Below are 25677 nucleotides of genomic sequence, written 5' to 3'. Positions count from 1 at the left end.
GCAAATATCGTGACGCCAGCCGCTTTTCCGTCATCGGATCAAGATAGTGCCGTGACGCATTGTGACGCGGTCGGGCATCCCGCGGTGGCGCTCGCGCGTTCCGGGTTCATCGGCCGTGCGAAACGGGAGGCGCAAGCATGACCACCACGACCCTATATTACCTGATCGCGCTCGGCGTCGGCGTGGTAGCCGGCACGTATCTGCCCATGAATGGCCGGTTTGGCGAACAGGTTGGCTCGCCGCTGCTGGCGACGGCGGTGTTCTTCGTCGTGGGCGCGGTGACGGCCGTGGCGGTCTGGGTGGCACTCGGCGAGGGCGGGACGTGGACTCGGCTGTCGCGCGGGTTTCCGCTGTTTTTCCTGCTCGGGATGGTCAGTTTCGGGATCATCTTCGCCGCGACATTCTTCATCCCGCGGATGGGCGCGGGCGCCTATTTTGTCTGTCTTGTCTCGGGGCAGGTGCTGGCCGGGATGGTGCTCAGCCATTTCGGCATTTTCGCGCCCGAGCGGTTGCCGATGACCCCGCTGAAGGCCATCGGGGCGCTCGCGGTGATCGCCGGAGTCATCCTCATACGCATTGCCGAGAGCAACGACCTTCGGCGCGCGCAGGCAAACGACCCGCCGCCCGCGGAGGAGACTCGCACGGCGCGGCGTTAGCTAGGGTTCTGGCTGGCATTGCGGGCAGATATAGGCGCCCCGGCCGGCTGCGCTGACCTTCTCGATCGCGCCGCCGCAGCGCGGGCATTTTGCCCCCTCATCCCGATGGGGGAGCAGCCAGCCCTGAGGAAGGTTGTCAAACAGGTCTGCCGAGCCGGCCCCCTTGTCGATGGCAACGTTTAGGACGTTCATCATCGCCGCATAGAGCGTGTGAACAGCGGCATCGTCCAGATCGCTGATCAGCGTTTTCGGGTGAATGCCCGCCTGGAACAGCATCTCATCGGAGTAGACGTTGCCGATTCCCGCGATCAGGCTCTGGTCCATGAGGGCGGACTTGACCTGGCCGCGCCGCTCCGCCAGCACATGCCGGAAGGCGTCCTCATCCAGCGCGAGCGCATCCGGACCAAGCTCCTGTTCTGTGATGAATGCGGCGGGGTCCTCCACGACGCCGACTTCGCCGAACAGCCGCTGGTTCACGAAGGCCAGGTGATAGCCGTTGTCGAAGTCCAGCCTCAGGCGGTCGTGTTCGGGATCGTCGTCCAGGTTCTGGAAATAAGCGAGAAAGCCGGTCATGCCGAAATGCAGCATCAGCCAGGGGCCGTCGTCGAGTTCGGCGAACAGGTGCTTCCCGTGGCGATATGTTCGGCTCAGCGCGTGGCCAGTCAGGGCCGCGGCGAGCTTCTGGCGAGTGACGCCGTGAAGGACCTTCTCGCTGGTCAGCGTGATGTGCTCGATCCGCTTGTGAAGGCCGGTCGCGTCCAGATAGCGCTTGAAGTTCTCGACATCGGGCAGTTCCGGCACGCGGACCTCCTTCAGCGTAGCACCACGCTCATGCCGTCATGGGCGATGGCTGCATCCACGCCGCGCTCGCGGCCCATCTCTTCGACCTTTGGACCGAGCGTGCGCTCGTCGCCCTCTACGATCTCGCTGCCGCAATGGGTGAACAGCGCGCGGGGTATGCCGGCCTCCTGGCACCAGCCGATCTGGGCGCGCACGGTCGTATGCCCGAACAGCTTGTCATCATGCCGGCGCACCAAGCTTTTGGTAAGCGTCGCGCCGTCGCCGATGAACAGTTCGCAGCCGGCGAGCGCCGCCTCCCGGTCGTGAACGTCAACAACATCCGGCACGTAGAAGATCGTCTTGCGCCCCGCTTCGATGCGATAGCCCACGGCCGGCGCCCGCAGCGAATGCATGACCGGGAACGCCTCGAAGTTCACGCCGCCGATCTCGAACCTTACCCGCGGCTTTACCTCTGTACAATTATCGATTGGGTAATCCTCGATGGATGACCAGGTTGCCGCCGTCGCATAGACCGGGCAGTCCGTCCCGTCCTGCAGCCCGAAGGCATGATCGGGATGCGCATGGGTGAGCACGATTGCATCCGGCCCGATCTCCTGAAATTCGCCTTTCCAGTCCGCTCCGCAGTCGATCATGACGTCCGTGTCATAGTAGGTGACCAGCAGCGCGCTATGGCGCCGGTGCCGCCTGTTCGCCGCCTCGATGTATCCGCGCGTGCCCAGAAAGGTCAGTTTCATGGCGGCCTGTTCGCTCGCGGCGTTGCCCTCGGATGACATTAACGCATGGCCTGGCGGCAAAGTTGCCCCGCCGGACGGCGATGACCATTTGCGCATCCCATTGCCAAACCGCTATGCAATTTTGCTAGGCTTTGCGCCTCGGGGGCGATCCGCCCCGCTGCCATTTCCCGCCGGACGAGATTGCGCATTCATGGCTGAGACAGACGCCCACGCCAGAGAAGAACCACAAGGTCGTCTTCTCAGTCTCGTTCTGCTCGCCACCGTTCTTCTTGTTATCGGCGTGGAGTGGCACGGCGCGATGCTATTCGTTCACGGCGCATCCGCGGCGGTGCTCGTGTTCGTCGTTCTGGCGACGCCGCTTGTGGGATGGTCCCGGCGCATTTTTGTGCTGGTTGGGCTGGTCCTGTTCATTGCGGCGCTCATCACCCGATCCGACTGGCTGCGGATCATTGAGGCGGGCCTGGAGAGCGCGGCCTTCATCGCCGCATTCTTCTCGGCCTCGGCCTGCCTGCGCAACGCCTCTGCGACGTCTCCCTCGATCGCCGAGAGCGGGCGTTATCTGGCGCATCAGCCCCCGGGCCGGCGCTATGCCGCGCTGACGGCGGGGGGGCATCTGTTCGGGATCATCCTTCTTTATGGCGCGATCGCGCTGCTCGGGGGGCTGGCGGAGGCGAGCGCCCGGCGCGAAGCCAACGAGGAAGTCCGGCGCGTTCGACTGCGGCGCATGGTGCTGGCAATCCAGCGCGGTTTCGTCTCCACGCTCTGCTGGTCGCCGCTGACCTTCTCGATGGCGATCTCGACAACCCTTGTGCCGGGCGCTACCTGGGGCGATGCGTTTGGTTTCGGCTTGATCGGCGCGGTGATTCTCGCGGGCATGGGCTGGGCCCTGGACACGATCTTCAAACCGCGTCTGTCCGGGCCGCGCCCGCCGGTGCAGCGGGTTGGGACGTGGCGCAGTCTGATCCCGATGCTCATTCTGCTGGCGATTCTGCTGTCTACCGTCGGCGGGCTGTCGGCGGTGACGGGCTTGCGCGCGGTCGCGGTGGTGCTGGTCGTGGTGCCGCTTCTCGCGGCCGGTTGGATCGCGATGCAGCACCTCGGGGATTTGCCCCTGCGCCGGGTCGTGCAGCGGGCGGTCGGCTATTCCGAGGACCTGTTCAACTATCGTTCCGAGCTTGTTCTGTTGGTCATGGCGGGCTTCATCGGCACGCTGGGCGCGCGGCTGCTGCTACCGCTCATGGCCGGTTCCAGCCTCGACCTGCTTGCTGTACCCGCCTGGGCGATTCTCGTGGCGATCGTCTGGATCATTCCGCTGGCCGGGCTGGTCGGTATGAACCCGATCCTGTCGGTCTCGCTGATGGCGCCGCTCTTGCCCAGCGCCGAGGCGATAGGGATCACGCCCGCGGCAATCATCGTTGCCATTACCTCCGGCTGGGCGCTGAGCGGCGCCAGTTCGCCTTATACCGCGACGACGCTCCTGGCCGGGAGCATCGGCGGGGTCAGCGCCTGGCGCGTCGGGCTGTCGTGGAATGGCCTTTACACGTTGCTGGGCGGCTTGATGCTCTCGGGCTGGGTTACGGTCGTCTCGCTTTTGTAAAACATTACCATCAATTAATCGTGTATTCGATTTCGCTCCTGATCGGTGAGCGACGTTCTTTCGTATGCTAATTTGTCGGAACGCAAAGATTTACGAAAGGTATTGTTCCATGAAAATCAGGGACCGCCTTGAATTTGCGACGAAACCCGAGCCGCTTACGTTCCCGCCGGCTGCGCTTGTCTCGGAAGCCGCGGCCGAAATGGCTGGACGGGACTATGGTTCGGTGATCGTCGTCGATGAACAGGACCGCGTGCTGGGCATGGTCACCGAGCGCGACATCCTCAAACGGCTGGTCAATCGGGGCCGCGACCCGAAGGAGACCAAGCTCTCCGACATCATGACCGAGAAACCCCGCGTGGCACGCGCTGACGACAATCTGCTGGAGTGGCTGGCGATCATGTCGAACGAACGCTTCCGCCGTCTGCCAATCGTCGACGAAAACGGTCGCGTGATCTCGATAATGACGCAGGGTGACTTCGTCTCCTACACGTGGCCCGACCTGCTGCAGAATGCCAAGCGGCTGACCAGCGCGACGGTGAGCAACAACTATCAGATCATGCTGGTGCTTGGCGGGGTGCTGGTGTATTCGGTCGCGCTGATCGGCGTGCTGCAGACCCTGTGACGCCTCAGTCGTCGCCTTCTCGTTTCTGCCGCTCGCGCCGGCGGTGCCACCAGACCACGAAGCGGCGCCGCCAGCGCCGCGCGAAGGGCAGGTCATAGGACAGCACGAGCAGGCCTAGCGGGAGCATCCAGAAGCCGACAATCGGCAGGAAGCCGAGCAGGCCGCCTATGACGAGCATGATGCCCAGGCCGATCCGTAGAAACGGCGAGCGCGGCAGTGCGATCTCCCGGCCGCCCAGCTTGACCCTGTGCGCCCAGGTGGAGCGGTCTTTTTCGCGGCGCTCGCGCTCCGGCTGCTCCTTTTGCCCCTCTTCGGCGGTCATGGTGTGGCGATCCTGCGTGCCGCCCGAGGGATTATCAACATTTCTCATTCGCTTAGGCGTTGCGAAGAGCCGCTTGGTGCTCTAAGTTTAGATTGGCGACGCACGGATGTGTCTGCTATATGCTTCTTTCCAGCGAAGGGCAAATTCCCCGGTAGCTCAGTGGTAGAGCAATCGGCTGTTAACCGATTGGTCGCTGGTTCGAATCCGGCCCGGGGAGCCATCCCTCTTCGGGATCGCTACGCCGCAAAGTCCTTCGACGTCCCCAACGTTTGCTGAGTGCCTTTCGTGATCGCCCGGCGGTGAGGCGCGCCTAGCCGGCTTCGCGCTGGTCGCTGCGCACGCCGGCGGCGAGTTGCTGCACGAGCGAGAAGACCGCCGGCGCTGTCTGCTCGGTCGCGCGGCCCTGTTCGTCCAAACTCTCCGCGATCGCGTTCACCAGCGCCGAGCCAACCACCACGCCGTCTGCCACCGCGCCGATCGCGGCCGCCTGTTCCGGTGTCTTCACGCCGAAGCCCACGGCCACGGGCAGCGGCGTATGCGACTTGATCCGCGCGACATTAGCCGCGACCTCGCCGGTATCGGGCGTGCGCGTGCCGGTGATGCCGGTGATCGAGACGTAGTAGACGAAGCCCGAGGTGTTAGCGAGCACCGCCGGAAGGCGCGCATCGTCGGTCGTCGGCGCGGCGAGCCGGATGAAGTTCAGCCCCGCGGCGCGGGCGGGCAGGCACAGCTCGTTGTCGGCTTCCGGCGGCAGATCGACGACGATCAGACCGTCCACACCCGCTTCCCCGGCTTCGGCGACGAACCGCTCAGGCCCGCGGAAATAGATCGGGTTATAGTAGCCCATCAGCACGATCGGGGTCTCCTGATCGCCTTTGCGGAATTCGCGCACCATCTCCAGCGTCATGTTCATCTTGTGTCCGGCCCGGAGCGCGCGCTGGGACGCCTCCTGGATCGCCGGGCCGTCGGCCATCGGGTCGGAGAATGGCATTCCCAGTTCGATCACGTCCGCCCCGGCGGCCGGCAGCCCGCGCAGGATCTCCAGCGAGGTCTCATAGTCCGGGTCGCCCGCCGTGATGAAGGTCACGAGCGCGGGGCAGCGGATGGCGAAGCGATTTTCGATGCGCGACATTGGTTTGCTCTCTGCGCTTTTTGGGCCGTCGTCGTCTTGGTATCCGACCTTTTGGACCCCGTCATGCCCGTGCTTGACACGGGCATCCATATTTATTGTGGAAACTGTCCGCTCGATTGCCGGATCAAGTCTGGCAATGACGACGCTTCCGTTTTGCCGGTGGAAAGAAAACGCGCTACATCTCCATGTCCAGATGCTCGGCAACGGTATAGATGTCCTTGTCGCCGCGCCCGCACATGTTCATCACCAGCAGATGATCCTTCGGCAGGTCCGGGGCGATCTTCATGACCTGCGCCAGCGCGTGCGCCGGCTCCAGCGCCGGGATGATGCCTTCCTTGCGCGTGCAAAGCTGGAACGCCTCCATGGCCTCGTCATCGGTGATGGCGACGTATTCGACGCGCCCGCTCTCCTTCAGCCAGGCATGCTCCGGCCCGATCCCGGGGTAGTCGAGGCCTGCCGAGATCGAATGCCCCTCGATGATCTGACCGTCGTCGTCCTGAAGCAGATAGGTGCGGTTGCCGTGCAGCACGCCCGGCTTGCCGCCGTTGAGCGAGGCGGCGTGGCCGTCCATCGTGTCCAGGCCATAGCCGCCGGCCTCGACGCCGATCAGGCGTGTGCTCGGCTCATCCAGGAACGGATGGAAAAGGCCCATCGCGTTCGAGCCGCCGCCGATGCACGCGACCAGCGAGTCGGGGAGGCGTCCTTCGGTCTCCATCATCTGCTCGCGCAACTCCTGCCCGATGACGGACTGGAAGTCGCGCACCATCGCCGGGTAGGGATGCGGGCCAGCAACAGTGCCAATGATGTAGAAGGTGTTGTCGACATTGGCGACCCAGTCGCGCAGCGCGTCGTTCATCGCGTCTTTCAGCGTGCCGCGCCCCGAGGTCACGGGCCGTACCTCCGCGCCGAGCAGCTTCATGCGGAACACGTTGGGACGCTGACGTTCAATGTCGGTCGCGCCCATATAGATCACGCAGGGCAGGCCGAACCGCGCCGCCACCGTGGCCACGGCCACGCCGTGCTGGCCCGCGCCGGTCTCCGCGATGATGCGCGTCTTGCCCATGCGCTTGGCGAGCAGGATCTGGCCGAGGCAGTTATTGATCTTGTGGCTGCCGGTGTGGTTTAGCTCATCGCGCTTGAAGTAGATCTTCGCGCCGCCAAGGTGCTCGGTCAGCCGCTCGGCGAAATAGAGCGGGCTGGGCCGGCCGGTATAGTGCTTGTTCATCGTGTCGAGTTCGGCGCGGAAGTCCGGATCAGCCTTGGCATCCGCGTAGGCGCGCTCCAGCTCCAGGATCAGCGGCATCAGCGTCTCGGCGACGAATCGCCCGCCAAAATCGCCGAAATGGCCGCGCTCGTCCGGGCCGGAGCGGAAGGTATTGGGGATTTGATCCATAGGGTTTCTCTTTGTCGGCAAATGTCAGAATCTGGTGGACGAGCAAATGGCCGGTTGCGGGATCGGAATTAATCCGACCATTCGTACGTGAACACGAGCACGTCTTCCACGAAGCGTCCGGTCGGCTGGCAGCCCTTGGCGTAGACTTCGCGCTCGCCGCGCATGACGATCCGCATGCCGTTATCCGTCACCGGGCCCTCGACCTCGTAAACAAGCGGCGACTCGCAATACTTCGAGAAGCGCCGCGCTCGGCCGATGTAATAGTCTCCGACATTCCGGCCGTCAAATAGCACAGTGCCGGCCGTGACACCGGCGCGCCGCATGAGCGCGCGGGGCTCCTCGTAAGTGAAGACACGCTGCATACCATCGGCCTGCAACCGCATCAGCGAGCCGTTATGGTCCCAGTAGGAGTCGGCCAGAGCCGACGACGCGAACACCACAGCGCAAAACGCGGCGAGAAGGAGGCTTTGTCGCGCAGTTTGCATCCCGGCTTTCGCCAATGGCGCTTTCAGCATGGTTTCACGCGGCCTCGATGGGCATGCGCTCGGTGACGGCCTTGGCGGCCTGCACGAAGCGGCGGATCGCGGCCGGGTCTTTCTCGCCCGGGGCGCGCTCGACACCAGAGGAGGTGTCGACGGCCTGGGCGCCTGTCACGCGGATCGCCTCGGAGATATTGTCGGTCGTCAGCCCACCGGAAAGCATGTAGGGCCGGTCGGGCGGCGTCTGCGCCAGCAGCGGCCAGTCGAACGGCACGCCGTTACCGCCGGGGAGCGAAGCGGTCTTGGCCGGCTTGGCGTCGAAAAGGAACATATCCGCGGCCGGGAACGCGCTCGCGGCTACGATATCGGCCGCGGTTGCGACCTTCACCGCCTTGAGAACGGGACGCGCGGCCTGAATCCGAATTTCGGCGACGCGCTCCGGCGTCTCCGCCCCATGAAGCTGGATGATGTCCGGGTCGACGGTGGTCAGGACTCGGTCGAGGTCGGCGTCGCTGGGGTCGACCAGTAGCGCCACTGTGCGGATGCGTCCGCGTGCCCGCTCGGCCAGGCGGCCCGCGGTCTCGGCATCAACATATCGCGGACTCTTCGCGAAAAACACAAAGCCCACGAAGTCCGCGCCCGCCTCGATCGCCGCCTCGAGCGCCTCTTCGGTCTTGATCCCGCATATTTTAACCTGCACCGCCATGCCCCTGTTATCACAGAAGGCTTGGGGCTTGCGCAAGTGCCTTGTGAGGCCGGCGAGAGGGACAATTCGGCGCGATCAGCGTGCGGATAGCGGGGCCACCGCCGTGCCGCCGCTTTCCTGAGCGGTTTGCAGGTCGCGGGCAAGGCGTTCGCGGTCCTTGCGTAAGCGGTAGGTTTCCTTGGTGCGCCGGCGGGCGAGGTCGCGCCATTTGCTCTGGCTCGCCCAGGCGCCGATGCCACCGAGGATAAACCCGACGAGCAATGCGGCGAACAGGAACACGAACATTGGCGCCTCGATGGTCGCGGCCGGCGCGCCCTGGGCGAACGGGTCGAGGGCAACCATGGCGGTATGCCGGTTCGCCACCATCAGCGCGATGATCGCAACGGCGACCACCAGCAGGATGAGACGGCGAAAAAAGCGGATCATCGTTTTGGTCTCTCGGATTGGCGGGCGACCCCGCTTCCCCTCGGCTCAGCGGCGCCTTGAGGCGTTCTTCTTGCGCGGAGCGAGGCTGGGGTTCAGCCGTTCGCGCAATTCCTTACCAGTCTTGAAGAAGGGAACGAATTTTTCGTCAACGGGCACCTGCTCGCCGGTGCGCGGGTTGCGGCCCATGCGCGCCGGCCTGTGCTTGACCGAGAATGCGCCGAAGCCGCGCAACTCCACGCGGTCGCCGCGCTCCATCGCTGTCACGATGGTCTCGAAAATCGTATTCACAATCCGCTCCACATCGCGCTGGTAAAGATGCGGGTTTTCAGAAGCGATTTTCTCTATCAGTTCAGATTTTATCATGCAGCACGACCCGCTTCCGGGCACAAGTCATTAAAACATCCTTAATTTTCAGGCTGCCAGACGGATACGAGACCGTCAAGCCTGATGGATTTGAGGCCGGGCGTGCGCCCGTCCTCAAACGATGTGGCGAGGTCCATGCCGACCAGGCGGGAAAGGCCGGCCAAAGCGACATCGACCCAGCTGAAACGGTCGGTCCCTTCCGGCTTCCAGTCAATGATCTTCGTGTTTTCAGGGATGTCGTGTTCTTCGCTGAGCCATTTTCGAGCCTCGCGCTCCCCGCCGAGCTGATCAACGAGACCGAGCGCCCTGGCCTGCGCGCCGGTGTAGATGCGGCCCGTTCGGATGTCGGCAAGGGCCGACCCGCTCAGGTCGCGCCGCTCATCCACCTTGTTGACGAACCACTGAAAGCTGTCTTCCATCACCGTGCGGGTGGCTTCACGCTGTTCTTCCGTCGTTGGCTCGAAGGGGTTCGGTACAGCCTTGAGGTCGCCGCTCTTGATCTGGTTGACGTCGACACCGAAGCTTTTCAGTAGTTCGCTGACCTCGGCCCACTGGACGATGACGCCGACAGAACCGGTGATGGAGTTGGCGCGCGCGATGATGTGGTCTGCCGCAATCGCGGCCATGTAGGCAGCCGAGGTCGCCGTGGTGGCGAAGACCGCGACGACCGGCTTCTTCTCGCTTAGCGCGCGCAATTCGGTGTAGAGCGCTTCGCCCCCCGCGGTGCTTCCGCCGGGGCTGTTGATCCGTACGATAACGGCCTTGGCGGTGCTGCTTTCGGCAATCTTGCGCAGCAACTCCTGCTGCTTGCGGTCGTCGGAGATGAAGCCGCTGACATTCACGCGGGCGATGTGGCCGCCCAGTCCGAACATCTCGCCGACCGCTCCGCCGCGCTCCCGCGCGAACAATACGGCCGCCACCACCGCGATGGCTACTACAGCAATGATGCGCCAGAAGGTGATACGGCGTTTCAGCCGGCGGCGTTCGACAACGGCATCAGCGTCCAGCGTCACGTCAACGCTCCTTCACAAGCGGATAGAGATCAGAACGCAGCCCCGCAGGGCCGCGTTCGTCAGGCCGTCTCGGGCATGCCGCCCGTTACTTCTTGCCGCCGTCGGTCTTGGTGTCGCTTTCTTCGCCCTGGGCCTTGTTGAGCGCCGCGCCAAGAATTTCGCCAAGCGAGGCGCCGCTGTCGGTTGAGCCGAATTGCTCGACGGCCTTCTTCTCTTCGGCGATCTCCAGGGCCTTGATGGACAGCGAGATCTTGCGGTTGCTGCGGTCGATCTGGGTGACGGCCGCGTCGATCTTGTCACCCGGGGCAAAGCGTTCCGGCCGCTGCTCGGAGCGGTCACGCGACAGATCGGCCCGGCGGATGAAGGTGGAAATATCGGTGTCGGCCAGACGGACCTGCAAGCCGGAATCCTTCACTTCTTCCACCTCGCAGGTGACGGTCGACCCCTTCTTCAGACCAGACAGCCCCTCGAACGGATCGCCGCTGACCTGCTTGATGCCGAGGCTGATGCGCTCCTTCTCCGGGTCGGTTTCGAGCACGACCGCGCGCACCGTGTCGCCCTTCTTGTATTCCTTGATGGCTTCCTCGCCCGGCTTGTTCCAGTCCAGATCGGACAGGTGAACCATGCCGTCGATGCCGCCTTCCAGGCCGACGAACAGGCCGAACTCGGTGATATTGCGCACCGTGCCCTCGATCTCGGTACCCTTCGGATGGCTGGCGGCGAAGGCCTCCCACGGGTTTTCCTGGGTCTGCTTGAGGCCCAGCGAGATGCGCCGCTTGTTGGGATCGACTTCCAGCACCTGCACCTCGACCTCCTCGCTTGTGGAGAGGATCTTGCCGGGGTGCACGTTCTTCTTGACCCAGCTCATCTCGGAGACGTGGATCAGGCCTTCGACACCCGGCTCCAGCTCCACGAACGCGCCGTAGTCGGTGATGTTCGTGACACGGCCGGTGAACTTGGCGCCGACAGGATATTTCGCCTCGATGCCTTCCCACGGGTCGGCCTGAAGCTGTTTCATGCCTAGGCTGATGCGCTGGGTTTCCGGGTTGATGCGGATGATCTGCACCTTCACGGTGTCGCCGACATTGACGATCTCGCTCGGGTGGTTGACCCGGCGCCAGGCCATGTCGGTGACGTGCAGCAGCCCGTCGATCCCGCCCAGGTCGATGAACGCGCCATAATCGGTGATGTTCTTGACGATGCCCTCGACCACCTGGCCTTCGGCGAGGTTGGCGAAGATCTCGCTGCGCTGTTCGGCGCGCGTTTCCTCCAGCACGGCGCGGCGCGAGACGACGATATTGCCGCGTCGGCGGTCCATCTTGAGGATCTGGAAGGGCTGCGGCGTGTTCATCAGGTTGGAAGCGTCGCGCACCGGGCGAATGTCGACCTGGCTGCCCGGCAGGAATGCCACGGCGCCGTTGAGATCGACGGTGAAACCGCCCTTGACACGGTTGAAGATGACGCCTTCGACCTTCTCGCCCTTCTCGAAGCTTTTCTCCAGCTTGGCCCAGCTTTCCTCGCGGCGCGCCTTCTCGCGGCTCAGGACGGCCTCGCCCAGCGCATTCTCGATGCGCTCAAGGTAGACCTCGACCTCATCTCCGACATTGATATCCGGCTCCTGCCCGGCGACGGAGAATTCCTTGAGCGGCACGCGACCTTCGGTCTTCAGGCCGACATCGATGACGGCCAGATCCTTCTCGATCGCAACAACGGTGCCCTTGACGACAGAGCCTTCCTGCGGTTCCGTTTCGGAAAATGATTCTTCGAGCAGCGAGGCGAAGTCCTCGCGGGCCGGGTTAAGTTCGGCGGTTTGTGTTTCGGGGCTCTGTGCCGGGTTCATCTAGTCTCCTTAAAACCCTTGTATCTCGTTCGGGAACCGGCCCTTGCGGCGCGGCTCGGTTGCATTTCGGTCCTGACCGGCGCTGACTGGCCAACCCTGGCTGCGTGCGCCGGAAACGTCTTTCCTTAGACTGCCGGGAGAGAAAAGCGCCACACGACGGTGGCGGGCGCGAATTTACGCGCCCATCCCCGCTATCCGGTGAAAGCAAATAGCAGGCGCGGCACCCGCCGCTACGACCCATCCCCGGATCGTCTCGGCGCGCGCGCCGCATTGATCAGTCCCAAAGCAGCTTTGAATGCCTGCTCTATATCCAAATTCGTGGTATCGAGCAAGTGCGCATCGTCCGCTTTGCGCAAAGGTGCGGCCGATCTCTCCTGATCCCGGTGGTCACGCTTGAGAATGTCTTGATAGATCTCGTCCTCGTCAACGTGTTCGCCGCGATCGCGCAACTCTAGATAGCGACGATGCGCGCGCTCCTCCGCGCTTGCCGTGATATATAGTTTCACATCCGCCCCGGGACAAACCACCGTGCCGATATCTCGCCCGTCGAGCACAGCGCCGCCGGGCCGGTGGGCAAAGTCGCGCTGCAGTTCCAGAAGCGCCTCGCGCACAGCCGGGGAGGCCGCGACCCGTGAGGCTGCCTCACCCATGCGCCGCTCGCGCAGGCGCGGGTCGTCGAGGCCGTCCAGGTCGAGGGATTTTGCCGCCCGCACCGCCGCATCTTCATCATCGAGCGGCAGCCCCTGATCCAGCATATCGCGCGCAACGGCGCGGTAGAGTAGGCCGGTGTCCAGATAAGGCAGCCCGAGTTGCGCAGCGATCCGGCGCGAAACGCTGCCCTTGCCCGACGCTGAAGGCCCGTCCACCGCGATAATCATTCCGACCCGCCTGAATCGTCGAAATCCGCGCCGATCGCGCGCATCCGCTCGGCGAAGCCGGGGAAGCTCGTGTCGATCATGGCGGTGTCGTCGATGCGGACCGGCTGCTCCGCCACCAGACCCAGAACCGCAAAGGCCATGGCAATGCGATGGTCCATGTGCGTTTCCACGGTGCCGCCGCCGGGAATGCGCTCCGCGCCGCGAACGACCAGCGTGTCGCCCTCCGCCCAGGCGGTGACGCCGCAAGCGGTCAGCCCGGCGATGGTTGCGGCGAGCCGGTCGCTCTCCTTCACGCGCAGTTCAGCCAGCCCTTCCATGCGCGTCTCGCCCTCGGCTGTGGCGGCGACGACCGCGAGGACCGGGTATTCGTCGATCATGCGCGGGGCGCGTTCGGGCGGCACCCTGACGGCCTTGAGCTTCCCGGCCCGCACCCGCAGGTCGGCGACCTTCTCGCCGCCGCTGCGCCGCTCATTCTCGAAGCGCAGATCCGCGCCCATCTCGGCCAGCGTGTCGTATAAGCCGGTGCGCGTCGGGTTCACCAGCACGTTCTCGATCGTCACGTCCGAGCCGGGGCAGATCAGGGCCGCCGCCGTCGGGAAAGCGGCCGAGCTGGGGTCACCGGGCACCTCGACATCACGGCCATGCAGAACCGCCTCGCCGGTCACCGTGATGCTGCGCTCGGCCGTGACTTGTTCAATGCGCACTTCGGCGCCGAAATGGCGCATCATGGTCTCAGTGTGATCGCGCGTGGCTTCCGGCTCGATCACGGTCGTCTCGCCGGGCGTCATCAGCCCGGCAAGCAGGATTGCCGACTTTACCTGCGCCGAGGCCACCGGCAGGCGGTAGGTGATTGGCGCCAGATCGCCCGAGCCGACGAGGGTCAGCGGTAACCGGTCGCCTCCGTGGACTTCCGCGCCCATCTGCTTGAGCGGGTCCAGCACGCGGCCCATCGGCCGACGCTGCAGAGACTCGTCACCGATCAACTCCGCAGCGAAGTCGTGCCCCGCGATCACGCCCATCATCAGGCGCACGCCCGTGCCGGCATTGCCGAAATCCAGCGGTCCCTCTGGCGGTGCGAGCCCGCCGCAGCCGACCCCGACGACGCGCCAGTTTCCGTCCTCACGGGTCATCTGCACCCCCATCTGCTGAAGTGCGTGCGCCGTCGCCAGGACGTCGGCGGATTCGAGGAGGCCGGAAATGTGCGTCTCGCCGATCGACAGCGCGCCGAAAATCAGCGCACGATGAGAAATCGACTTGTCGCCGGGCACCCGCAGGGCGCCGCTCAACGCGGTGGACTTGCGGGCGATCAAGGGGCGGGGCATGGCCTGAGGTCTCGCAAAATCTGGGCGCGGCGCGGCAGGGCGCCTGCCACTATGTCGACACTTCGGGCGGTATAGAGCAGAGCGCGCGTGAAGCTGTCAATCAGGCCCGCGGGGACGCATGGATTTCCCCTTGCATTCGCCTTTGACAAGCCCAAGTCGCCTCGCTAGACAACTCAACCTTCCGGCAAGACGAAAGCACAGGGAACCGATTATGTCGAACAAAGCCGCACGCGGAACCAAGCGGACCTGTCAGAGCTGCGGCGCGCGTTTTTACGATCTCAACCGCGACCCGATCATCTGCCCGGTCTGCGGTGCGGAATTCAAGCTGACCGGGGAGGCCGCGCAGGCGCATGCCCAGCGCGCCGCCGAAGCGCGGGAGCAGGAGGCAGACACCGAGGTCGCGCCCGAGACCGAGGATGTGGAGGTCGTCCCGCTCGAGGAGGCCGAGGCCAGCGAAGAGGATATCCCGGATATCGAGAGCGAAGACCTTGACGATCTCGATGCCGAAAGCAATCTCAGCAGTGACGAAGACGCGCTTATGCCGGACGACGACTCGGAAGACGACGATGTCTCCGGCTTCCTCGGCGGCTCGATCAACGAGGACCAGGAGGACGAAACCTGATCGCGCCGGCGCGTGGCAGGTTCCTCTTGATCCGCCGCGCGCAACGTCTTATTCATTCGCGTTACGCGCTTAGCGCAAATCGGGGCCATAGCTCAGTTGGGAGAGCGCGTGAATGGCATTCACGAGGTCGGCGGTTCGATTCCGCCTGGCTCCACCATCTTTTCCCCTGGATTTCTAGGCTGATTCTGTCGACCGCGGCCCGACGAGGGCGCCTGCGATGAGCGCGAGCGCCGCGACGCCTGCCGCGCCCCAGACCAGATACGCCTCGGGGCTGTCCATCGCCAGCAGCGTGCCGCCGCCGATCACGCACCACACAAGCGGGATCAGCGCCAGCAGCCAGCGCCACGCCTCCGCCAGCGCAACCATCACGCCGAGCGTCGCAATCGCGGTCGGGTCCGGCGTCAGCGCGAAGAACTCGACCTCGTACCATTGCCGGTCGAGCGCGAGCCCGGCCAAGGGCAGAACCACCAGCGCAAACACCAACACCGCCGCGCCCGTCCAGCGCGCCCAGACCGCGCCGGGCCGCAGACCGCCGGGCCAGATCGCCGCGAGCACCATCAAGGCCGCCTGCGCCGCGAACAGCCAGCCGAAATTGTCCGCTGCCCAGTTGATCTCGGCGTAGCGCTGCGCATGGAAGGCGTAAGCCACCCACACCCACATGGCCGCCAGCACGACCAGCATCGCCTGAATGCGCGGCAACCGGCCCCGCAGCATAGCTGGCAGCATCGCCATGCCGAACGCTGCGGCCAGAATATGCGCCGGCCAGACGTCACGGTGGTAAAGCTCGAACAGCCGCAGATAAGTCTCCCGGGAGAACAGAAGCAGGTCTTCCAGCGGGTAGTTCAGCCACTCTTCCATCACAGGCTGTCCACATAGGCCGCCATGCGCTGGCGCATCTCTGGGTCGGGAAGGCGGCCATGCAGCGCGCCCATGTTCTCCAGCATATGGTCCACGCGCGTGGTGGCGGGGATCGCGCAGGTCAGCGCCGGATGCGAGATGATGAATTTCAGGAAGAACTGCGCCCAGTTCGTCGCGTCGAACTCGCTGATCCAGTCGGGCAGCGGCTTGTCCTGATACCAGTCGAAGAGTTGGCCGCGCCGGAAAGGCCGGTTGGCGATCACGCCAAGCCCGCGTTCCTGCGCCAGCGGCAGAAGCCGGTTCTCGGCCCAGCGGTCCACGACGTTGTAGGTGAGCTGCACGAAGTCAATCGGCTGGGTTTCCATGACCCGCTCAAGCTCGTCGTGCCGGCGGCCATGCGAGGTCGTGACGCCAATATAACGGATGCGGCCGCGCGCCTTCATCTCCAGAAGCGTCTCCATGTGCGCTTCCCAGGAGACAAGATTGTGAATCTGCATCAGGTCGAACGGCTTGACACCCCAGAGCCTCTCGGAGGTTGAGACCTGCTCGCGGGCGCTGTCCCCGAACGGCGTCCAGACCTTGGTGGCGGAGAACAGGCCCGGCTGCGGCCCGAGCTTGTCCAGCCCGTAGCCGATTACTTCCTCGGATGAGCCATACATCGGCGACGAGTCGATCATGCCGCCACCCTGTTCAAAGAAGTTGCGCAGCACCTCGGTGCGCTGGTTGCGCGCCTGGATGTCATCGCCGACGTTGAAGGTGATCCATGTGCCCATGCCAACAGCCGGGACCGCCTCACCGGTCGCGGGGATCCGCTTGGTGCGGATTTGTTCGGCCCGCACCGGGCCGGCGGGCAGCGCCGCGGACAGGCCGGCAGCGGCGGAGGACAGCAGGAAATCGCGGCGTGTCAGGCGCGGCATGGATCGTCCTTTTGCTTTCCGTCTCCGAACAGGAAGTGGTCGGCCTTAACGCAGGGTCAAGCCGGCGCGCGGGTTCGCCTCACAGGCCGGAAGCGCTTTGGTCAGCGGTTTGCGTGCTGCGCCGGCGCAACCGGCGGATCAGCAGCATAACCGAAGGCAGGATCATCAAATCGCCAATCAGCGCGGCAATCAGCGTGATCGCCGCAAGCCGCCCGAACAGCCGCAGCGATGGCAGGTCCGAGAACATGGCGACCGCGAGGCCGCAGGCGAGCACGATGGTGGTGAGCATCAACGCCGGGCCGATCAGAACCGTCGCGCGCTTGATGACCTCGCGTGGGTCGGCTCCGGGGCGGTCCTCCTGCTGGAGCCGGTTGAGATAGTGGATCGTCGCGTCCAGCCCCAGGCCGAACGCGACCGTCAGCGCCACGATGCTGGCGAATTGCAGCCCTTCGCCGGTGAAGGCCAGCAGTGCGCCCGACGCGAAGATCGGGAACAGGCCGGGCAGCGCCGCCACGGCCCCGATGATAATCGAGCGGAAGGCGAGCGCGATCATGAGCGCGACCACCACCATTTCGGCAGACAGGCCGCGGCTGAGTTGGTTGATCATGTCGGCGCTGTTGCGCGCGGCGATCGCCGGCAGGCCGGTGACGGAAATCTCGAAGCCGGGATACTCCTGGCGGATGTCGTCGAGCTTGGCGTCGATGGAGTCGATCACCGGAAGCAGCCGGCTGGCGTCGATATCCGGCACGCGGCCGGTGACGACGACGCTTTGACCATCCTCCGCGAGGAAGCGGCGGACCAGATGCTCGGGCAGGATTTCGACATACTGCTTGAGCTTGGCGATGGAATATTCATCCGAGCGTTGCAGCCAGTCGCGCAGCGTCTCGACCGACCAGACATTGCCGACCTTCGGCTCGCTCTGCACCAGCCGGTGGATCTTGCCGACCACCTCCAGCGTGTGCGGATCGTAAACGTCCTGCCCTTCCTTGAATTCGATGAGGATGTGCACAGGGTTCGCGCCGGTCAGCTTCTCGTCCAGCCGGCTGCTGGCCTCAAGCGCCTGTTCGCGGTCCGGCACCTGATCGGCCAGTCGATAGTGCGGTTCCAGGCTCAGATGCGCTGCACCCATCGTCACGATCAGGACCACGCTCAACGAAGCGAAGAAGATCGGCCGCGCCGTCACGCCATCCGCGATCCATTCGCACAAGCCCCGCAGCGCCCGCATCGGCCGGTCATGCCCGCCCTTGTCTTCGCGGAGCTTGCTGTGGTCGTTGCCGAGCAGGAGCATTCCGAGCAACGGCACCAGCGTGATGACCGCCACATAGGCGATGACGCAGGAGAGCGCGCCCGCCGCGCCAAAGGTGCGGATCAGCGCGGAGTCCGAGATCAACAGCGTGATGAACGAGGCCGCTGCCGTCGCCACCGTCAGCACGCAGGCCGGCCCGACCCGCAGGATCGCGTAGCGCAGCGCCGTGCGCTTGTCGTCGCCAGCTACCAGCCGGTCGCGCATGGCAAAGGTGATCTGCATGGTGTCGGAAAACGCCATGACCATGATGAGCGGCGACATGACGTTCAGGAACAGGTTGAGCCGGAAATCCATCCAGCCAAGTGCGCCGAGCGACCACAGGATGGCAAGCGCCGGTGGCCCGGCGGCGATCACGACCAGCGACAGGCGTCGGAAGAAAACAAGGGCGATCAGCGCGCCAATTGCAAAGCCCAGCCCGTTATAGATCAGCCGGTCGCGCTCCACCGCGTTGCGGATTTCAAGCTGCATGACCGGCGCGCCGGAGAGCTGGGCCGTCAGGCCGGTGCCGCGCAGGTTCTCGTCAACGATCCGCTCGATCTCGCCAACCACCGCGCGGAGTCCCTGCTCGCGCACCGCCGCCTGATCGAGCGCGATAACGATGAGCGTCAGCGTTCCGTCCGGCGAGAGCAGCTTGTCGCGCAGGATTTCGTTCTCGCGCACCTTTTCGATCAGTTCGTCGAATGCTTCGCCTTTTGGCAGCTCGGCCGGGAACAGCGGCGGTGGAATCTCGCCCGCCTCGGTCGGCGGCTGGCGCGCGGAAAACATGGAGATCATGCCGCGCTGTTCCTCAACGAACTGCAGCTCCAGAACGATGTCGCGCAGGGTCTGCAGCGCCGGGCGCGTGAGCAGTTCCTCGCCCTCGATGACAACGAGCACGTCGAACTCACTGGAGGGAAAACGCTCGGTCAGCGTCTGGTAGGTGCGGAATTCCGGCGTGTCGGTGCGGAACAGCTCGGTCAGCGAATCCTCGACCTTCAGGCGGTTGTAGCCGACGACGGACGCAGCCGTGATCGCGGCGATCAGCACGAGGAACAGGATCGGGAAGCGCAACGGGAGCAGGCCCAGCCGCTCCAGCCCCAGTCCGATCCGTCTCTGATGCGCCTGCTGGATGGCCAAGAATTGAACCCGATGCTCTGGCCGCGAGATGGTTGCGAACTTCCTAAGCGGCGTTTGCCAACGCAGGATAGGCGAAGCCAGGCGGTCACGCTACTGCGGCTTGAGAGTTGCACACCGGCCCTCAGGGGCGATCACGGCAGCGGCGCGTGACTTGGACCCGAATCGCGCGCGGCTGGAGCGGAAGCAGCGCGGCTTCACGGGCAGGTCACACGCAGGGTCTGGAAGCGCGCCAGTTCGTCTGGCAGAGCATCGACCCCCAGCCCCGGCGCCGCGTCGAGCGTCCAGGTGCCATCACCCACATGCGTCGCGGGCGATGCGATTGTCGCGCGCAGCGGGTTCGGGTTCACGTCGACCTCGAGAAGGCCGTCGCCACCCGCGGCCGCCAGCAGGTGCGCCGAAGCCAGTAGCCCGATCCCGCCACCTAGGAAATGCGGACAGTAGGTGCGCCTGGCGGCCAGCGCGGCGCGCGCGACTGCGAAGCACTCCGTCACGCCGCCCCACTTCGCGACATCTGGCTGGATCACCGATAGCAGACCCTCGGAAATAACATGCTCGAACGCCTCCCGGCCCGCGATGTTTTCGCCGCCTGCCAAGGGGACATGGCTATGTCCGGCCAGCGTCCGCCATGCCTCCTCCGGTGCATCCACGGGCAACGGCTCCTCCAGCCAGCCCAGTGCGCCGTCGGCGACGCCCGCGAGAAAATTCGCAGCCTCTGGGCCGCTCCATGCCTGGTTCGCGTCGGCGAACAGCCGCTCGCCCTCGGTCAGCGTCCCGGACAGCCGGTTGATCTCCTCGGCTTCATTCGCGGTGTCGAATCCCACCTTGACCTTGAACGCCCAGAAGCCCGCCGCACGTGCTCCCGCGATCACGGGCTCCGCGCCGCGAAGCGCGATCCCGCTGGCATAGGCCGGCACGCGCATCGCGGCTCCGGCATCGAGAAAGCGGCACAGGGGAAGCCCCGCCCGGCGCGCAAACAGGTCCCAGACCGCCGTATCAAGTCCCGCGATAACCTGCCGGAACGGGCCGAACTCGCCTGACTGAACCATGGCCGTATGCGTGCGCGCCGTAAGGGCCCGATAAAGATCGGAAGGGTGCGTGAGCGGCAACCCGAGCGCGGTATCGGCAACGTCGCGGGCAAGCAGATTGGCGCGGTGCTCGGCCCCCGCCGCCGGCCAGTTGGCGAAAATCTCGCCCCAACCGTGGCCCCCCTCGCTGTCTTCCACTCGCACGAACACAGCCGGGCGATCGCGCATGATGCCGAAGGAAGTCGCAACCGGCTCTTCGATCGGCACGCGGTAGACGAAGGCCTCAATCCGGTTGAGCTTTACTGGTTCCGCCATCGCTTCAAGGCCTTTTCGTGCGGAGTCGTCGAAGCGGCAAGTCGGGCGCGCATACGAGCTGTTCGATTGCCGCCATGTCAGATCCAGCCCTTCCGACGAAACAGCAGGTAAGGTAGCACCATCGAAGCAATCATCACCACGATGGCCAGTGGATAGCCGAACCACCAATCCAGCTCGGGCATATGCTCGAAATTCATGCCGTAGACACTGGCGATCAGCGTGGGCGGCAGAAACACAACCGCGACCACCGAGAAAATCTTGATCAGGCTGTTCTGCTCGATGTTGATCATGCCGAGCAGGGCGTCCAGCAGAAACGCGCTCTTGTTCGTCTGCCAGCCCGAATGCTGGGAGAGCACCTCAACGTCCTGGCCGACCGTGCGCACCTTGCGCGCGACCTCGTCGTCGGCCTGCACTGTGTCCAGCCCGCGCGCGAAGGTTACGAGCAGCGCCATTCCAACGAGGCTCTCGCTCGCTTTAGAAATGACCTCGCCGCAGCGGCCCAGCTTTTGCATCTGGTCGCGCAGGTCGCGGGAGGTCGCTTTGCCGGTGAAGACGGAGCGGCCGAGGGTGTCGAGATCGCGTCCGGTCATCTCCAGCGTGTCGGCCAGGCGATCGACGATGGCGTCAAGCAAACCGGCGAAGGCGATGCCCGGCCCGGCAAGCGCCTCGGGGCGCCGCTCGATGATCTCGGCGAAGTCGGCAAATGACGGCGGCTCGCCGTAGCGCACGGTGACGAGCCGGCGCGGTGTCAGGATGAAGGCGACGTGAGTCGTCTCGGGATATTGCCCGGCGCTTCTTATGAGCAGTGGCACCGTCATCACCGCAACATCGTGTACGGCGTAAAGACGGCTGGATTTCTCGATCTCGACCATGTCCTCATGCGTGGGGATGGCAGCGCCCAAAAGGCTTTCAATCCTTTCTGCTTCCCGGGGCGTCGGCTCGGACAGGTCGATCCAGGTTGCTGTGTCGGCCCCGTCGCGCGCCGCATCGCCTTCTGCGACGTCAATCCGGCCGGAACTCATGCGGTATGTTCGTATCATCGATTCCTCGTGGACTGACCCGCATTGCATCGCAAATTGTCGGAGACGTACAGCCTTGCCAAATCGCAAAGGGCGGCATCGGCGCATGGAGGTGTGCCAGTCACGGATTTGCCCTATACGAAGCAACGGTGCAAAGCCAGAGGGCGAAACTGGCTGCGGGAAAGGCGCGGGTTGAGGAAGCCCAGGCGACACTCGCGGAGAAAAAGTTGGACTATGAGCGCAAGCGCCGCCTCGTGAAGCGGGGCGTCGTCTCGGAGCATGACTTCGAGGTTGCACAGGCCGCCTATGAGCGGGCCATCGCGGAGGTGGAAAGCGCGAAGGCCGATGTTGCTGCCGCCGCTGCTGATCTGCAGTTGAGCGAGACGAACCTCGCCAAGGCGTGCATCTGTTCGCCGATCAAGGGGACAGTGCTGGATCGGAACGTCGAGCCGGGCCAGACGGTCGCGACCAGCTTCCAGGCGCCGACGCTCTTCACGATCGCCGAGGACCTGACGCAGATGGAGGTCCGCGTCGATGTCGATGAAGCCGATGTCGGCGAGGTTGCGGAGGGGCAGCGCGCGACCTTTAGCGTAGACGCCTATCCGAACAGGACCTTCACCGCGCATATCAAAGAATTGCGTTACGGTTCGGAGACGGTGCAGGGCGTCGTGACCTACAAGGCCGTGCTCCAGACACAGAACCCGGATCTGCTGCTGCGCCCCGGCATGACCGCGACGGCCGAGATCACCGTCCAGCAACTTGATGACGTGATCACGATTCCTAACGAGGCGCTGCGCTACGTTCCCGAGCCGGACAAGACCGGAGATGACCGCAGCTTCATCCGGCGGCTACTCCCCGGGCCGCCGCGCCTGCGCGAGCCGACCCGGCAAGCGACCACCGGGCCTGAGCGCCAGATCTGGGTCCTTACGGAGGACGAGCCCAAGCAGGTTGAGGTGACGATCGGACCTAGCGATGGTCGGCGCACGCAGGTCGTTGAAGGCGATATCGAACCGGGCCAGCGCGTGATCGTGGACACGGCCGCCACCACCTCGTGAGAGGGCTTCCATGCCAAAGGCCGCCGCAAAAGCGCCCCTTATCGAGTTAACAGGCGTGACCAAGGTTTATGGTACCGGAAACGCGCAGGTGCGCGCGCTGGACGGCATCGACCTGCGTATCGAGGAGGGCGAGTTCGTCGCGATCATGGGGCCGTCCGGGTCCGGCAAGTCCACTGTCGCGAACATCATCGGATGTCTGGATGAGCCGACGGACGGTACTTATCGCTTCATGGGGGTAGATGTCGCCAGCCTGACGCGGAACCAGCGCGCACTCCTGCGGCGCAATTTTCTTGGTTTCGTGTTTCAGGGCTTCAACCTGCTGGCGCGCACCTCGGCCATCGAGAATGTCGAGCTTCCGTTGATCTATCGCGGCATGGGGCGCAGGGAAAGGCTGCACCTGGCGATGCAGGCTCTCCAGCATGTCGGGCTGGGTGATCGGGCCGGGCATACGCCCGGCGAGTTGTCCGGCGGGCAGCAACAGCGCGTGGCCATTGCTCGTGCCATCGTAACCCGCCCATATGTGCTGCTTGCAGATGAGCCGACCGGCAACGTCGACACCCGGACCAGCCATGAAGTCATGGACCTGATGACCCGGCTCAACCGTGATCAGGGCATCACGGTTCTTATGGTGACGCACGAACATGACATGGCCGAATATGCCGACCGGGTGGTCCGCTTCGTGGACGGCCGGATCGACTCGGACACGCGCAAGGAAGAGGCGGGCGCATGTTCTACGAGACCGTGAAGCTTGCCTTCCAGGCGATCCTTCGTAACGCGCTGCGCTCGTTTTTGACGCTGCTCGGCGTGGTCATCGGCGTCGGGGCGGTGATCGCGATGGTCACGATCGGCAAGGGCACAACCGCGCGGGTCGAAGCGGAGATGGAGAAGCTCGGCTCCAATCTCCTCTTCGTTCGGCCCGGTCAGTTCGGTCCCGGCCGCGCCACCGCCGAGGCACAGCCATTTGACGCGCGCGACATCGAGGCGCTGCGAAGCCAGTTGCGCAATGTCCGCGCCGTCGCGCCCGTGTCGCGGAGCATGGCCACCGTGGTGCTCGGCTCGCAAAGCCGTTCCGTGACGGTAATCGGAACGGACAATGCCTATTTCATCACGCAGGACTTGGGTCTCCAGCGCGGGCGGCGCTTCCTGGAAGGCGAGATCCGAGGTGGTCAGGCCGTCTGCCTCATCGGCGAGACGGTGCGCGGAGAATTGTTCGGATCGACCGACCCGCTCGGACGGCGCATTCGCGTCAACAAGGTGTCGTGCGAGGTGATCGGGCTGCTGGAGGAGAAGGGCGAGACCGGCTTCGGCCGGGACCAGGACGATGTCGTGATCATGCCGATGCGCACCTATCAGCGCCGCATCGCTGGCAATACGGACATTGGTACAATCTATGTCTCAGCGAGCCAAAAGGACCTGACCCCCAGAGTTCAGGCCGACATCGAGTGGTTGCTCCGCGAGCGGCGGAACATCAGCCCGGGCGAAGAAGATGACTTCGCAGTGGCCGACATGCAGCAGATTGCCGCCACCCAGACTCAGACAACCTCGATCCTGACGGTCCTGCTCGGCGCGGTCGCGGGTGTAAGCCTTCTGGTCGGCGGGATCGGCATCATGAACATCATGCTGGTCTCGGTGACCGAGCGCACGCGCGAGATCGGCATCCGGCTGGCGATTGGTGCGAAGGAATCGCAGGTGCTGATGCAGTTTCTGGTCGAGGCGGTCGTGCTGTCGCTGATCGGCGGGGTGATCGGTGTGCTCCTCGGGCTGTCGCTCGCCGGTCTGGCGGTCCAGGCGATGGACATCCCGTTTATTCTCGATGTTCAGATCGTCGTCGTCGCGTTCCTGTTCTCCGCGCTGGTGGGGATCATATTCGGCTATTTTCCGGCGCGTCGCGCAGCGCATCTGAACCCGATCGATGCGCTGCGCCACGAGTGAGCGGCTGATTGAGCCGTCAGCCCTTCTTGGCGAAGGCGTCATAGGCGCGCAGGGCCTCGCCGCCATACACCATCGAAGGCCCGCCACCCATGTGCACGGCCACGCCGATTGCCTCGGCGACCTCCTCCCGCGTCGCGCCTTTCTCATAAGCCGAGCGCACGTGGTAGGACACGCATCCGTCGCAGCGCACGGTGATACCGATGGCCAGTGCGATCAGCTCCTTGTGCTTGGGCGAGAGCGCGCCGTCCTTGTAGGTGGCGGCGCCGAGCTGGGCGAAGCCGGCCATCTGGTCGGGGATCGCTTCGCGCAGCGCCGCCGCGTCGTTGGAAACGTCATCCGCAATTTCCGGAAAGTCCTTGGTCATGGTGGCTCCCTTGGAGTCTGGGCTGAGTGGATGCTCGCGCCCGCAGGATGCCCCGGCTCCAGTGGTCGTCAAGGCTTTTGCGCGAGACGGATGATCAGAGCGGAACATTGCGCGCGCGGCGTGTTAGCCTTTCCGGCACAGAACAAAAAAGGGAGGACGCCATGGACAATCTGCAGCGACCGTTCCGGCGCGCCCGGCCCGAGGATGCGCCTTTGCTGGCCGAACTGATCAATAACGCGGGTGAGGGCCTTCCGCTGCATCTTTGGCGTGGCATGGCGGGCGAGAGCGAAAGCGGCTGGGATGTCGGCGTGGCACGCGCCCGGCGCGAGACCGGAGGCTTCTCCTATCGCAACGCGATCATGATCGAGGCAGACGGCGGCACGGCCGGTTGCCTGATCGGCTATCCCATCCCCGAACAGGTAGAGCCAATTGAACCGGATTTTCCGCCGCTCCTGCGGCCGCTGCAGGAGTTGGAGAACCTTGCGCCGGGGACGTGGTACGTGAATGTTCTGGCGGTGCGGCCAGAGGCGCGCGGACGCGGTCTGGGCGGGCAGTTGCTGGCGCTCGCCGAAGAAATCGGCAGTGATACCGGCGCGCGCGGAATGAGCGTCATCGTCGCTGACAGGAACACCGGCGCATTCAGGCTCTATGAACGGTCCGGCTACCGCCAGACGGCGGCACGCGCGATCGTGAAGAACGGTTGGTCGGTGGAGAGCGACAACTGGCTGCTGATGACCAAGAGCTTCTAGCCGCGCGCAATTTGGCTTGCTGGCAACGCACTGGATGGCTAGGCTCCGCCGGCATCGGACACGGCCGGGCAGATGCCGCCGGCCCGAACGGCTCACGGCTGGCCCGGCGGACATG

General features: G+C 64.7%; 27 protein-coding genes and 2 tRNA genes. 10 read left to right on the top strand and 19 right to left on the bottom strand.

Going from position 1 to position 25677, the window contains the following annotated elements:
• Positions 1-137: 137 nt before the first annotated feature.
• Positions 138-656, top strand: a complete 519-nt coding sequence (locus tag BXY53_RS11945; protein WP_119062234.1) for a DMT family transporter — start codon at positions 138-140, stop codon at positions 654-656.
• On the opposite strand, the gene BXY53_RS11940 is transcribed toward BXY53_RS11945, so the two are convergent.
• Entirely contained in the window at positions 657-1457 is an 801-nt protein-coding gene (locus tag BXY53_RS11940) for an Fpg/Nei family DNA glycosylase (RefSeq protein ID WP_119062233.1), read from the bottom strand.
• Positions 1458-1468: 11 nt separating this feature from the next.
• Positions 1469-2191 carry an MBL fold metallo-hydrolase gene (locus BXY53_RS11935; protein WP_119062353.1) on the bottom strand — a complete coding sequence of 241 codons (723 nt, stop codon included), beginning with the start codon at positions 2189-2191 and terminating at the stop codon, positions 1469-1471.
• Between the two features lie 190 nt (positions 2192-2381).
• Between BXY53_RS11935 and BXY53_RS11930 the strand changes: the two genes are divergently transcribed.
• Complete coding sequence (locus BXY53_RS11930) at positions 2382-3788, top strand: hypothetical protein (RefSeq protein ID WP_245410458.1); 1407 nt, start codon at positions 2382-2384, stop codon at positions 3786-3788.
• A gap of 109 nt (positions 3789-3897) precedes the next feature.
• The gene (locus tag BXY53_RS11925) at positions 3898-4410 is read left to right on the top strand and encodes a CBS domain-containing protein (RefSeq protein ID WP_119062232.1); all 513 of its coding nucleotides are present in this window, start codon (positions 3898-3900) and stop codon (positions 4408-4410) included.
• A 4-nt stretch (positions 4411-4414) separates the two neighbouring features.
• Here BXY53_RS11925 and BXY53_RS11920 read toward each other — a convergent pair whose 3' ends face one another.
• Positions 4415-4780, bottom strand: coding sequence for a hypothetical protein (locus BXY53_RS11920; RefSeq protein WP_342634976.1), 366 nt, complete (start codon positions 4778-4780; stop codon positions 4415-4417).
• A 97-nt stretch (positions 4781-4877) separates the two neighbouring features.
• Between BXY53_RS11920 and BXY53_RS11915 the strand changes: the two genes are divergently transcribed.
• Positions 4878-4952: transfer RNA gene (locus tag BXY53_RS11915), tRNA-Asn, on the top strand.
• Between the two features lie 90 nt (positions 4953-5042).
• On the opposite strand, the gene trpA is transcribed toward BXY53_RS11915, so the two are convergent.
• The 10 genes from trpA to aroA all read right to left on the bottom strand — a co-directional run bounded on the left by trpA (position 5043) and on the right by aroA (position 14284).
• Entirely contained in the window at positions 5043-5864 is an 822-nt protein-coding gene (trpA, locus tag BXY53_RS11910; RefSeq protein ID WP_119062231.1) for a tryptophan synthase subunit alpha, read from the bottom strand.
• A 175-nt stretch (positions 5865-6039) separates the two neighbouring features.
• Positions 6040-7257 (bottom strand): tryptophan synthase subunit beta, encoded by a 1218-nt coding sequence (gene trpB, locus BXY53_RS11905; RefSeq protein WP_119062230.1) that lies wholly within the window; start codon positions 7255-7257, stop codon positions 6040-6042.
• A gap of 68 nt (positions 7258-7325) precedes the next feature.
• Entirely contained in the window at positions 7326-7772 is a 447-nt protein-coding gene (locus BXY53_RS11900) for a glycoside hydrolase family 25 domain-containing protein (RefSeq protein WP_210209235.1), read from the bottom strand.
• A gap of 4 nt (positions 7773-7776) precedes the next feature.
• Positions 7777-8442: a phosphoribosylanthranilate isomerase gene (locus BXY53_RS11895; protein ID WP_119062229.1), complete on the bottom strand. Its 666-nt coding sequence runs from the start codon at positions 8440-8442 to the stop codon at positions 7777-7779.
• 75 nt (positions 8443-8517) lie between these two features.
• Entirely contained in the window at positions 8518-8868 is a 351-nt protein-coding gene (locus BXY53_RS11890; protein WP_119062228.1) for a LapA family protein, read from the bottom strand.
• A gap of 45 nt (positions 8869-8913) precedes the next feature.
• Complete coding sequence (gene ihfB, locus BXY53_RS11885) at positions 8914-9231, bottom strand: integration host factor subunit beta (RefSeq protein ID WP_119062227.1); 318 nt, start codon at positions 9229-9231, stop codon at positions 8914-8916.
• Between the two features lie 41 nt (positions 9232-9272).
• Positions 9273-10244, bottom strand: a complete 972-nt coding sequence (gene sppA / locus BXY53_RS11880) for a signal peptide peptidase SppA (RefSeq protein WP_119062226.1) — start codon at positions 10242-10244, stop codon at positions 9273-9275.
• An 85-nt stretch (positions 10245-10329) separates the two neighbouring features.
• Complete coding sequence (rpsA, locus tag BXY53_RS11875) at positions 10330-12084, bottom strand: 30S ribosomal protein S1 (RefSeq protein WP_119062225.1); 1755 nt, start codon at positions 12082-12084, stop codon at positions 10330-10332.
• A 230-nt stretch (positions 12085-12314) separates the two neighbouring features.
• The gene (cmk, locus tag BXY53_RS11870) at positions 12315-12962 is read right to left on the bottom strand and encodes a (d)CMP kinase (RefSeq protein ID WP_119062224.1); all 648 of its coding nucleotides are present in this window, start codon (positions 12960-12962) and stop codon (positions 12315-12317) included.
• Positions 12959-14284 carry a 3-phosphoshikimate 1-carboxyvinyltransferase gene (gene aroA / locus BXY53_RS11865; RefSeq protein ID WP_119062223.1) on the bottom strand — a complete coding sequence of 442 codons (1326 nt, stop codon included), beginning with the start codon at positions 14282-14284 and terminating at the stop codon, positions 12959-12961. The genes cmk and aroA overlap by 4 nt, the downstream gene beginning before the upstream one ends.
• Before the next feature lie 211 nt (positions 14285-14495).
• Here aroA and BXY53_RS11860 point away from each other — a divergent pair, with 211 nt between their 5' ends.
• Complete coding sequence (locus BXY53_RS11860; RefSeq protein ID WP_170144441.1) at positions 14496-14906, top strand: TIGR02300 family protein; 411 nt, start codon at positions 14496-14498, stop codon at positions 14904-14906.
• Positions 14907-14987: 81 nt separating this feature from the next.
• A tRNA-Ala gene (locus tag BXY53_RS11855) sits at positions 14988-15063 on the top strand.
• A 17-nt stretch (positions 15064-15080) separates the two neighbouring features.
• On the opposite strand, the gene BXY53_RS11850 is transcribed toward BXY53_RS11855, so the two are convergent.
• From BXY53_RS11850 to BXY53_RS11830, 5 genes are all read right to left on the bottom strand, one after another.
• On the bottom strand, positions 15081-15764 hold the full coding sequence (locus tag BXY53_RS11850) for a DUF6064 family protein (RefSeq protein WP_119062221.1): 684 nt from the start codon (positions 15762-15764) through the stop codon (positions 15081-15083).
• A complete protein-coding gene (locus BXY53_RS11845) occupies positions 15764-16681 on the bottom strand; it encodes an aldo/keto reductase (RefSeq protein WP_119062220.1) in 918 nt (305 codons plus the stop codon). Before BXY53_RS11845 ends, BXY53_RS11850 begins: the two co-directional genes overlap by 1 nt.
• 79 nt (positions 16682-16760) lie before the next feature.
• Positions 16761-19103, bottom strand: a complete 2343-nt coding sequence (locus BXY53_RS11840) for an efflux RND transporter permease subunit (protein ID WP_119062219.1) — start codon at positions 19101-19103, stop codon at positions 16761-16763.
• 194 nt (positions 19104-19297) lie between these two features.
• Positions 19298-20443, bottom strand: coding sequence for a mandelate racemase/muconate lactonizing enzyme family protein (locus BXY53_RS11835; RefSeq protein ID WP_119062218.1), 1146 nt, complete (start codon positions 20441-20443; stop codon positions 19298-19300).
• A gap of 77 nt (positions 20444-20520) precedes the next feature.
• A complete protein-coding gene (locus tag BXY53_RS11830) occupies positions 20521-21483 on the bottom strand; it encodes a magnesium transporter CorA family protein (protein ID WP_170144440.1) in 963 nt (320 codons plus the stop codon).
• A 128-nt stretch (positions 21484-21611) separates the two neighbouring features.
• Between BXY53_RS11830 and BXY53_RS11825 the strand changes: the two genes are divergently transcribed.
• From BXY53_RS11825 to BXY53_RS11815, 3 genes are read left to right on the top strand one after another with little or no spacing between them, the layout of a single operon-like run.
• A complete protein-coding gene (locus BXY53_RS11825) occupies positions 21612-22517 on the top strand; it encodes an efflux RND transporter periplasmic adaptor subunit (protein ID WP_170144439.1) in 906 nt (301 codons plus the stop codon).
• A 10-nt stretch (positions 22518-22527) separates the two neighbouring features.
• Positions 22528-23262 carry an ABC transporter ATP-binding protein gene (locus tag BXY53_RS11820; protein ID WP_119062216.1) on the top strand — a complete coding sequence of 245 codons (735 nt, stop codon included), beginning with the start codon at positions 22528-22530 and terminating at the stop codon, positions 23260-23262.
• A complete protein-coding gene (locus tag BXY53_RS11815) occupies positions 23244-24449 on the top strand; it encodes an ABC transporter permease (protein WP_119062215.1) in 1206 nt (401 codons plus the stop codon). Before BXY53_RS11820 ends, BXY53_RS11815 begins: the two co-directional genes overlap by 19 nt.
• A 16-nt stretch (positions 24450-24465) precedes the next feature.
• Here the strand turns inward: BXY53_RS11815 and BXY53_RS11810 are convergent, their stop codons facing one another.
• Positions 24466-24813 (bottom strand): carboxymuconolactone decarboxylase family protein, encoded by a 348-nt coding sequence (locus tag BXY53_RS11810; protein WP_119062214.1) that lies wholly within the window; start codon positions 24811-24813, stop codon positions 24466-24468.
• A gap of 161 nt (positions 24814-24974) precedes the next feature.
• Between BXY53_RS11810 and BXY53_RS11805 the strand changes: the two genes are divergently transcribed.
• A complete protein-coding gene (locus tag BXY53_RS11805; protein WP_119062213.1) occupies positions 24975-25562 on the top strand; it encodes a GNAT family N-acetyltransferase in 588 nt (195 codons plus the stop codon).
• Positions 25563-25677: the final 115 nt, after the last annotated feature.

The organism is Dichotomicrobium thermohalophilum, assembly GCF_003550175.1.
GTDB classification, from domain to species: Bacteria; Pseudomonadota; Alphaproteobacteria; order Rhizobiales; family Rhodomicrobiaceae; genus Dichotomicrobium; species Dichotomicrobium thermohalophilum.
Note: the sequence above shows the minus strand (reverse complement) of the source record. Positions and strands in the feature narration are given on the sequence as shown.

What these genes read in the sequence shown, in the direction of transcription:
- BXY53_RS11895 (WP_119062229.1), bottom strand. Translation starts at nt 8,442, where the DNA reads ATGGCGGTGCAGGTTAAAATATGCGGGATCAAGACCGAAGAGGCGCTC.
- trpA (WP_119062231.1), bottom strand. Translation starts at nt 5,864, where the DNA reads ATGTCGCGCATCGAAAATCGCTTCGCCATCCGCTGCCCCGCGCTCGTG.
- BXY53_RS11830 (WP_170144440.1), bottom strand. Translation starts at nt 21,483, where the DNA reads ATGATACGAACATACCGCATGAGTTCCGGCCGGATTGACGTCGCAGAA.
- BXY53_RS11820 (WP_119062216.1), top strand. Translation starts at nt 22,528, where the DNA reads ATGCCAAAGGCCGCCGCAAAAGCGCCCCTTATCGAGTTAACAGGCGTG.
- BXY53_RS11925 (WP_119062232.1), top strand. Translation starts at nt 3,898, where the DNA reads ATGAAAATCAGGGACCGCCTTGAATTTGCGACGAAACCCGAGCCGCTT.
- BXY53_RS11815 (WP_119062215.1), top strand. Translation starts at nt 23,244, where the DNA reads ATGTTCTACGAGACCGTGAAGCTTGCCTTCCAGGCGATCCTTCGTAAC.
- BXY53_RS11810 (WP_119062214.1), bottom strand. Translation starts at nt 24,813, where the DNA reads ATGACCAAGGACTTTCCGGAAATTGCGGATGACGTTTCCAACGACGCG.
- ihfB (WP_119062227.1), bottom strand. Translation starts at nt 9,231, where the DNA reads ATGATAAAATCTGAACTGATAGAGAAAATCGCTTCTGAAAACCCGCAT.
- rpsA (WP_119062225.1), bottom strand. Translation starts at nt 12,084, where the DNA reads ATGAACCCGGCACAGAGCCCCGAAACACAAACCGCCGAACTTAACCCG.
- BXY53_RS11935 (WP_119062353.1), bottom strand. Translation starts at nt 2,191, where the DNA reads ATGAAACTGACCTTTCTGGGCACGCGCGGATACATCGAGGCGGCGAAC.
- BXY53_RS11945 (WP_119062234.1), top strand. Translation starts at nt 138, where the DNA reads ATGACCACCACGACCCTATATTACCTGATCGCGCTCGGCGTCGGCGTG.
- BXY53_RS11900 (WP_210209235.1), bottom strand. Translation starts at nt 7,772, where the DNA reads ATGCTGAAAGCGCCATTGGCGAAAGCCGGGATGCAAACTGCGCGACAA.
- trpB (WP_119062230.1), bottom strand. Translation starts at nt 7,257, where the DNA reads ATGGATCAAATCCCCAATACCTTCCGCTCCGGCCCGGACGAGCGCGGC.
- BXY53_RS11930 (WP_245410458.1), top strand. Translation starts at nt 2,382, where the DNA reads ATGGCTGAGACAGACGCCCACGCCAGAGAAGAACCACAAGGTCGTCTT.
- BXY53_RS11850 (WP_119062221.1), bottom strand. Translation starts at nt 15,764, where the DNA reads ATGGAAGAGTGGCTGAACTACCCGCTGGAAGACCTGCTTCTGTTCTCC.
- BXY53_RS11860 (WP_170144441.1), top strand. Translation starts at nt 14,496, where the DNA reads ATGTCGAACAAAGCCGCACGCGGAACCAAGCGGACCTGTCAGAGCTGC.
- BXY53_RS11835 (WP_119062218.1), bottom strand. Translation starts at nt 20,443, where the DNA reads ATGGCGGAACCAGTAAAGCTCAACCGGATTGAGGCCTTCGTCTACCGC.
- BXY53_RS11805 (WP_119062213.1), top strand. Translation starts at nt 24,975, where the DNA reads ATGGACAATCTGCAGCGACCGTTCCGGCGCGCCCGGCCCGAGGATGCG.
- cmk (WP_119062224.1), bottom strand. Translation starts at nt 12,962, where the DNA reads ATGATTATCGCGGTGGACGGGCCTTCAGCGTCGGGCAAGGGCAGCGTT.
- BXY53_RS11845 (WP_119062220.1), bottom strand. Translation starts at nt 16,681, where the DNA reads ATGCCGCGCCTGACACGCCGCGATTTCCTGCTGTCCTCCGCCGCTGCC.
- BXY53_RS11920 (WP_342634976.1), bottom strand. Translation starts at nt 4,780, where the DNA reads ATGAGAAATGTTGATAATCCCTCGGGCGGCACGCAGGATCGCCACACC.
- BXY53_RS11890 (WP_119062228.1), bottom strand. Translation starts at nt 8,868, where the DNA reads ATGATCCGCTTTTTTCGCCGTCTCATCCTGCTGGTGGTCGCCGTTGCG.
- aroA (WP_119062223.1), bottom strand. Translation starts at nt 14,284, where the DNA reads ATGCCCCGCCCCTTGATCGCCCGCAAGTCCACCGCGTTGAGCGGCGCC.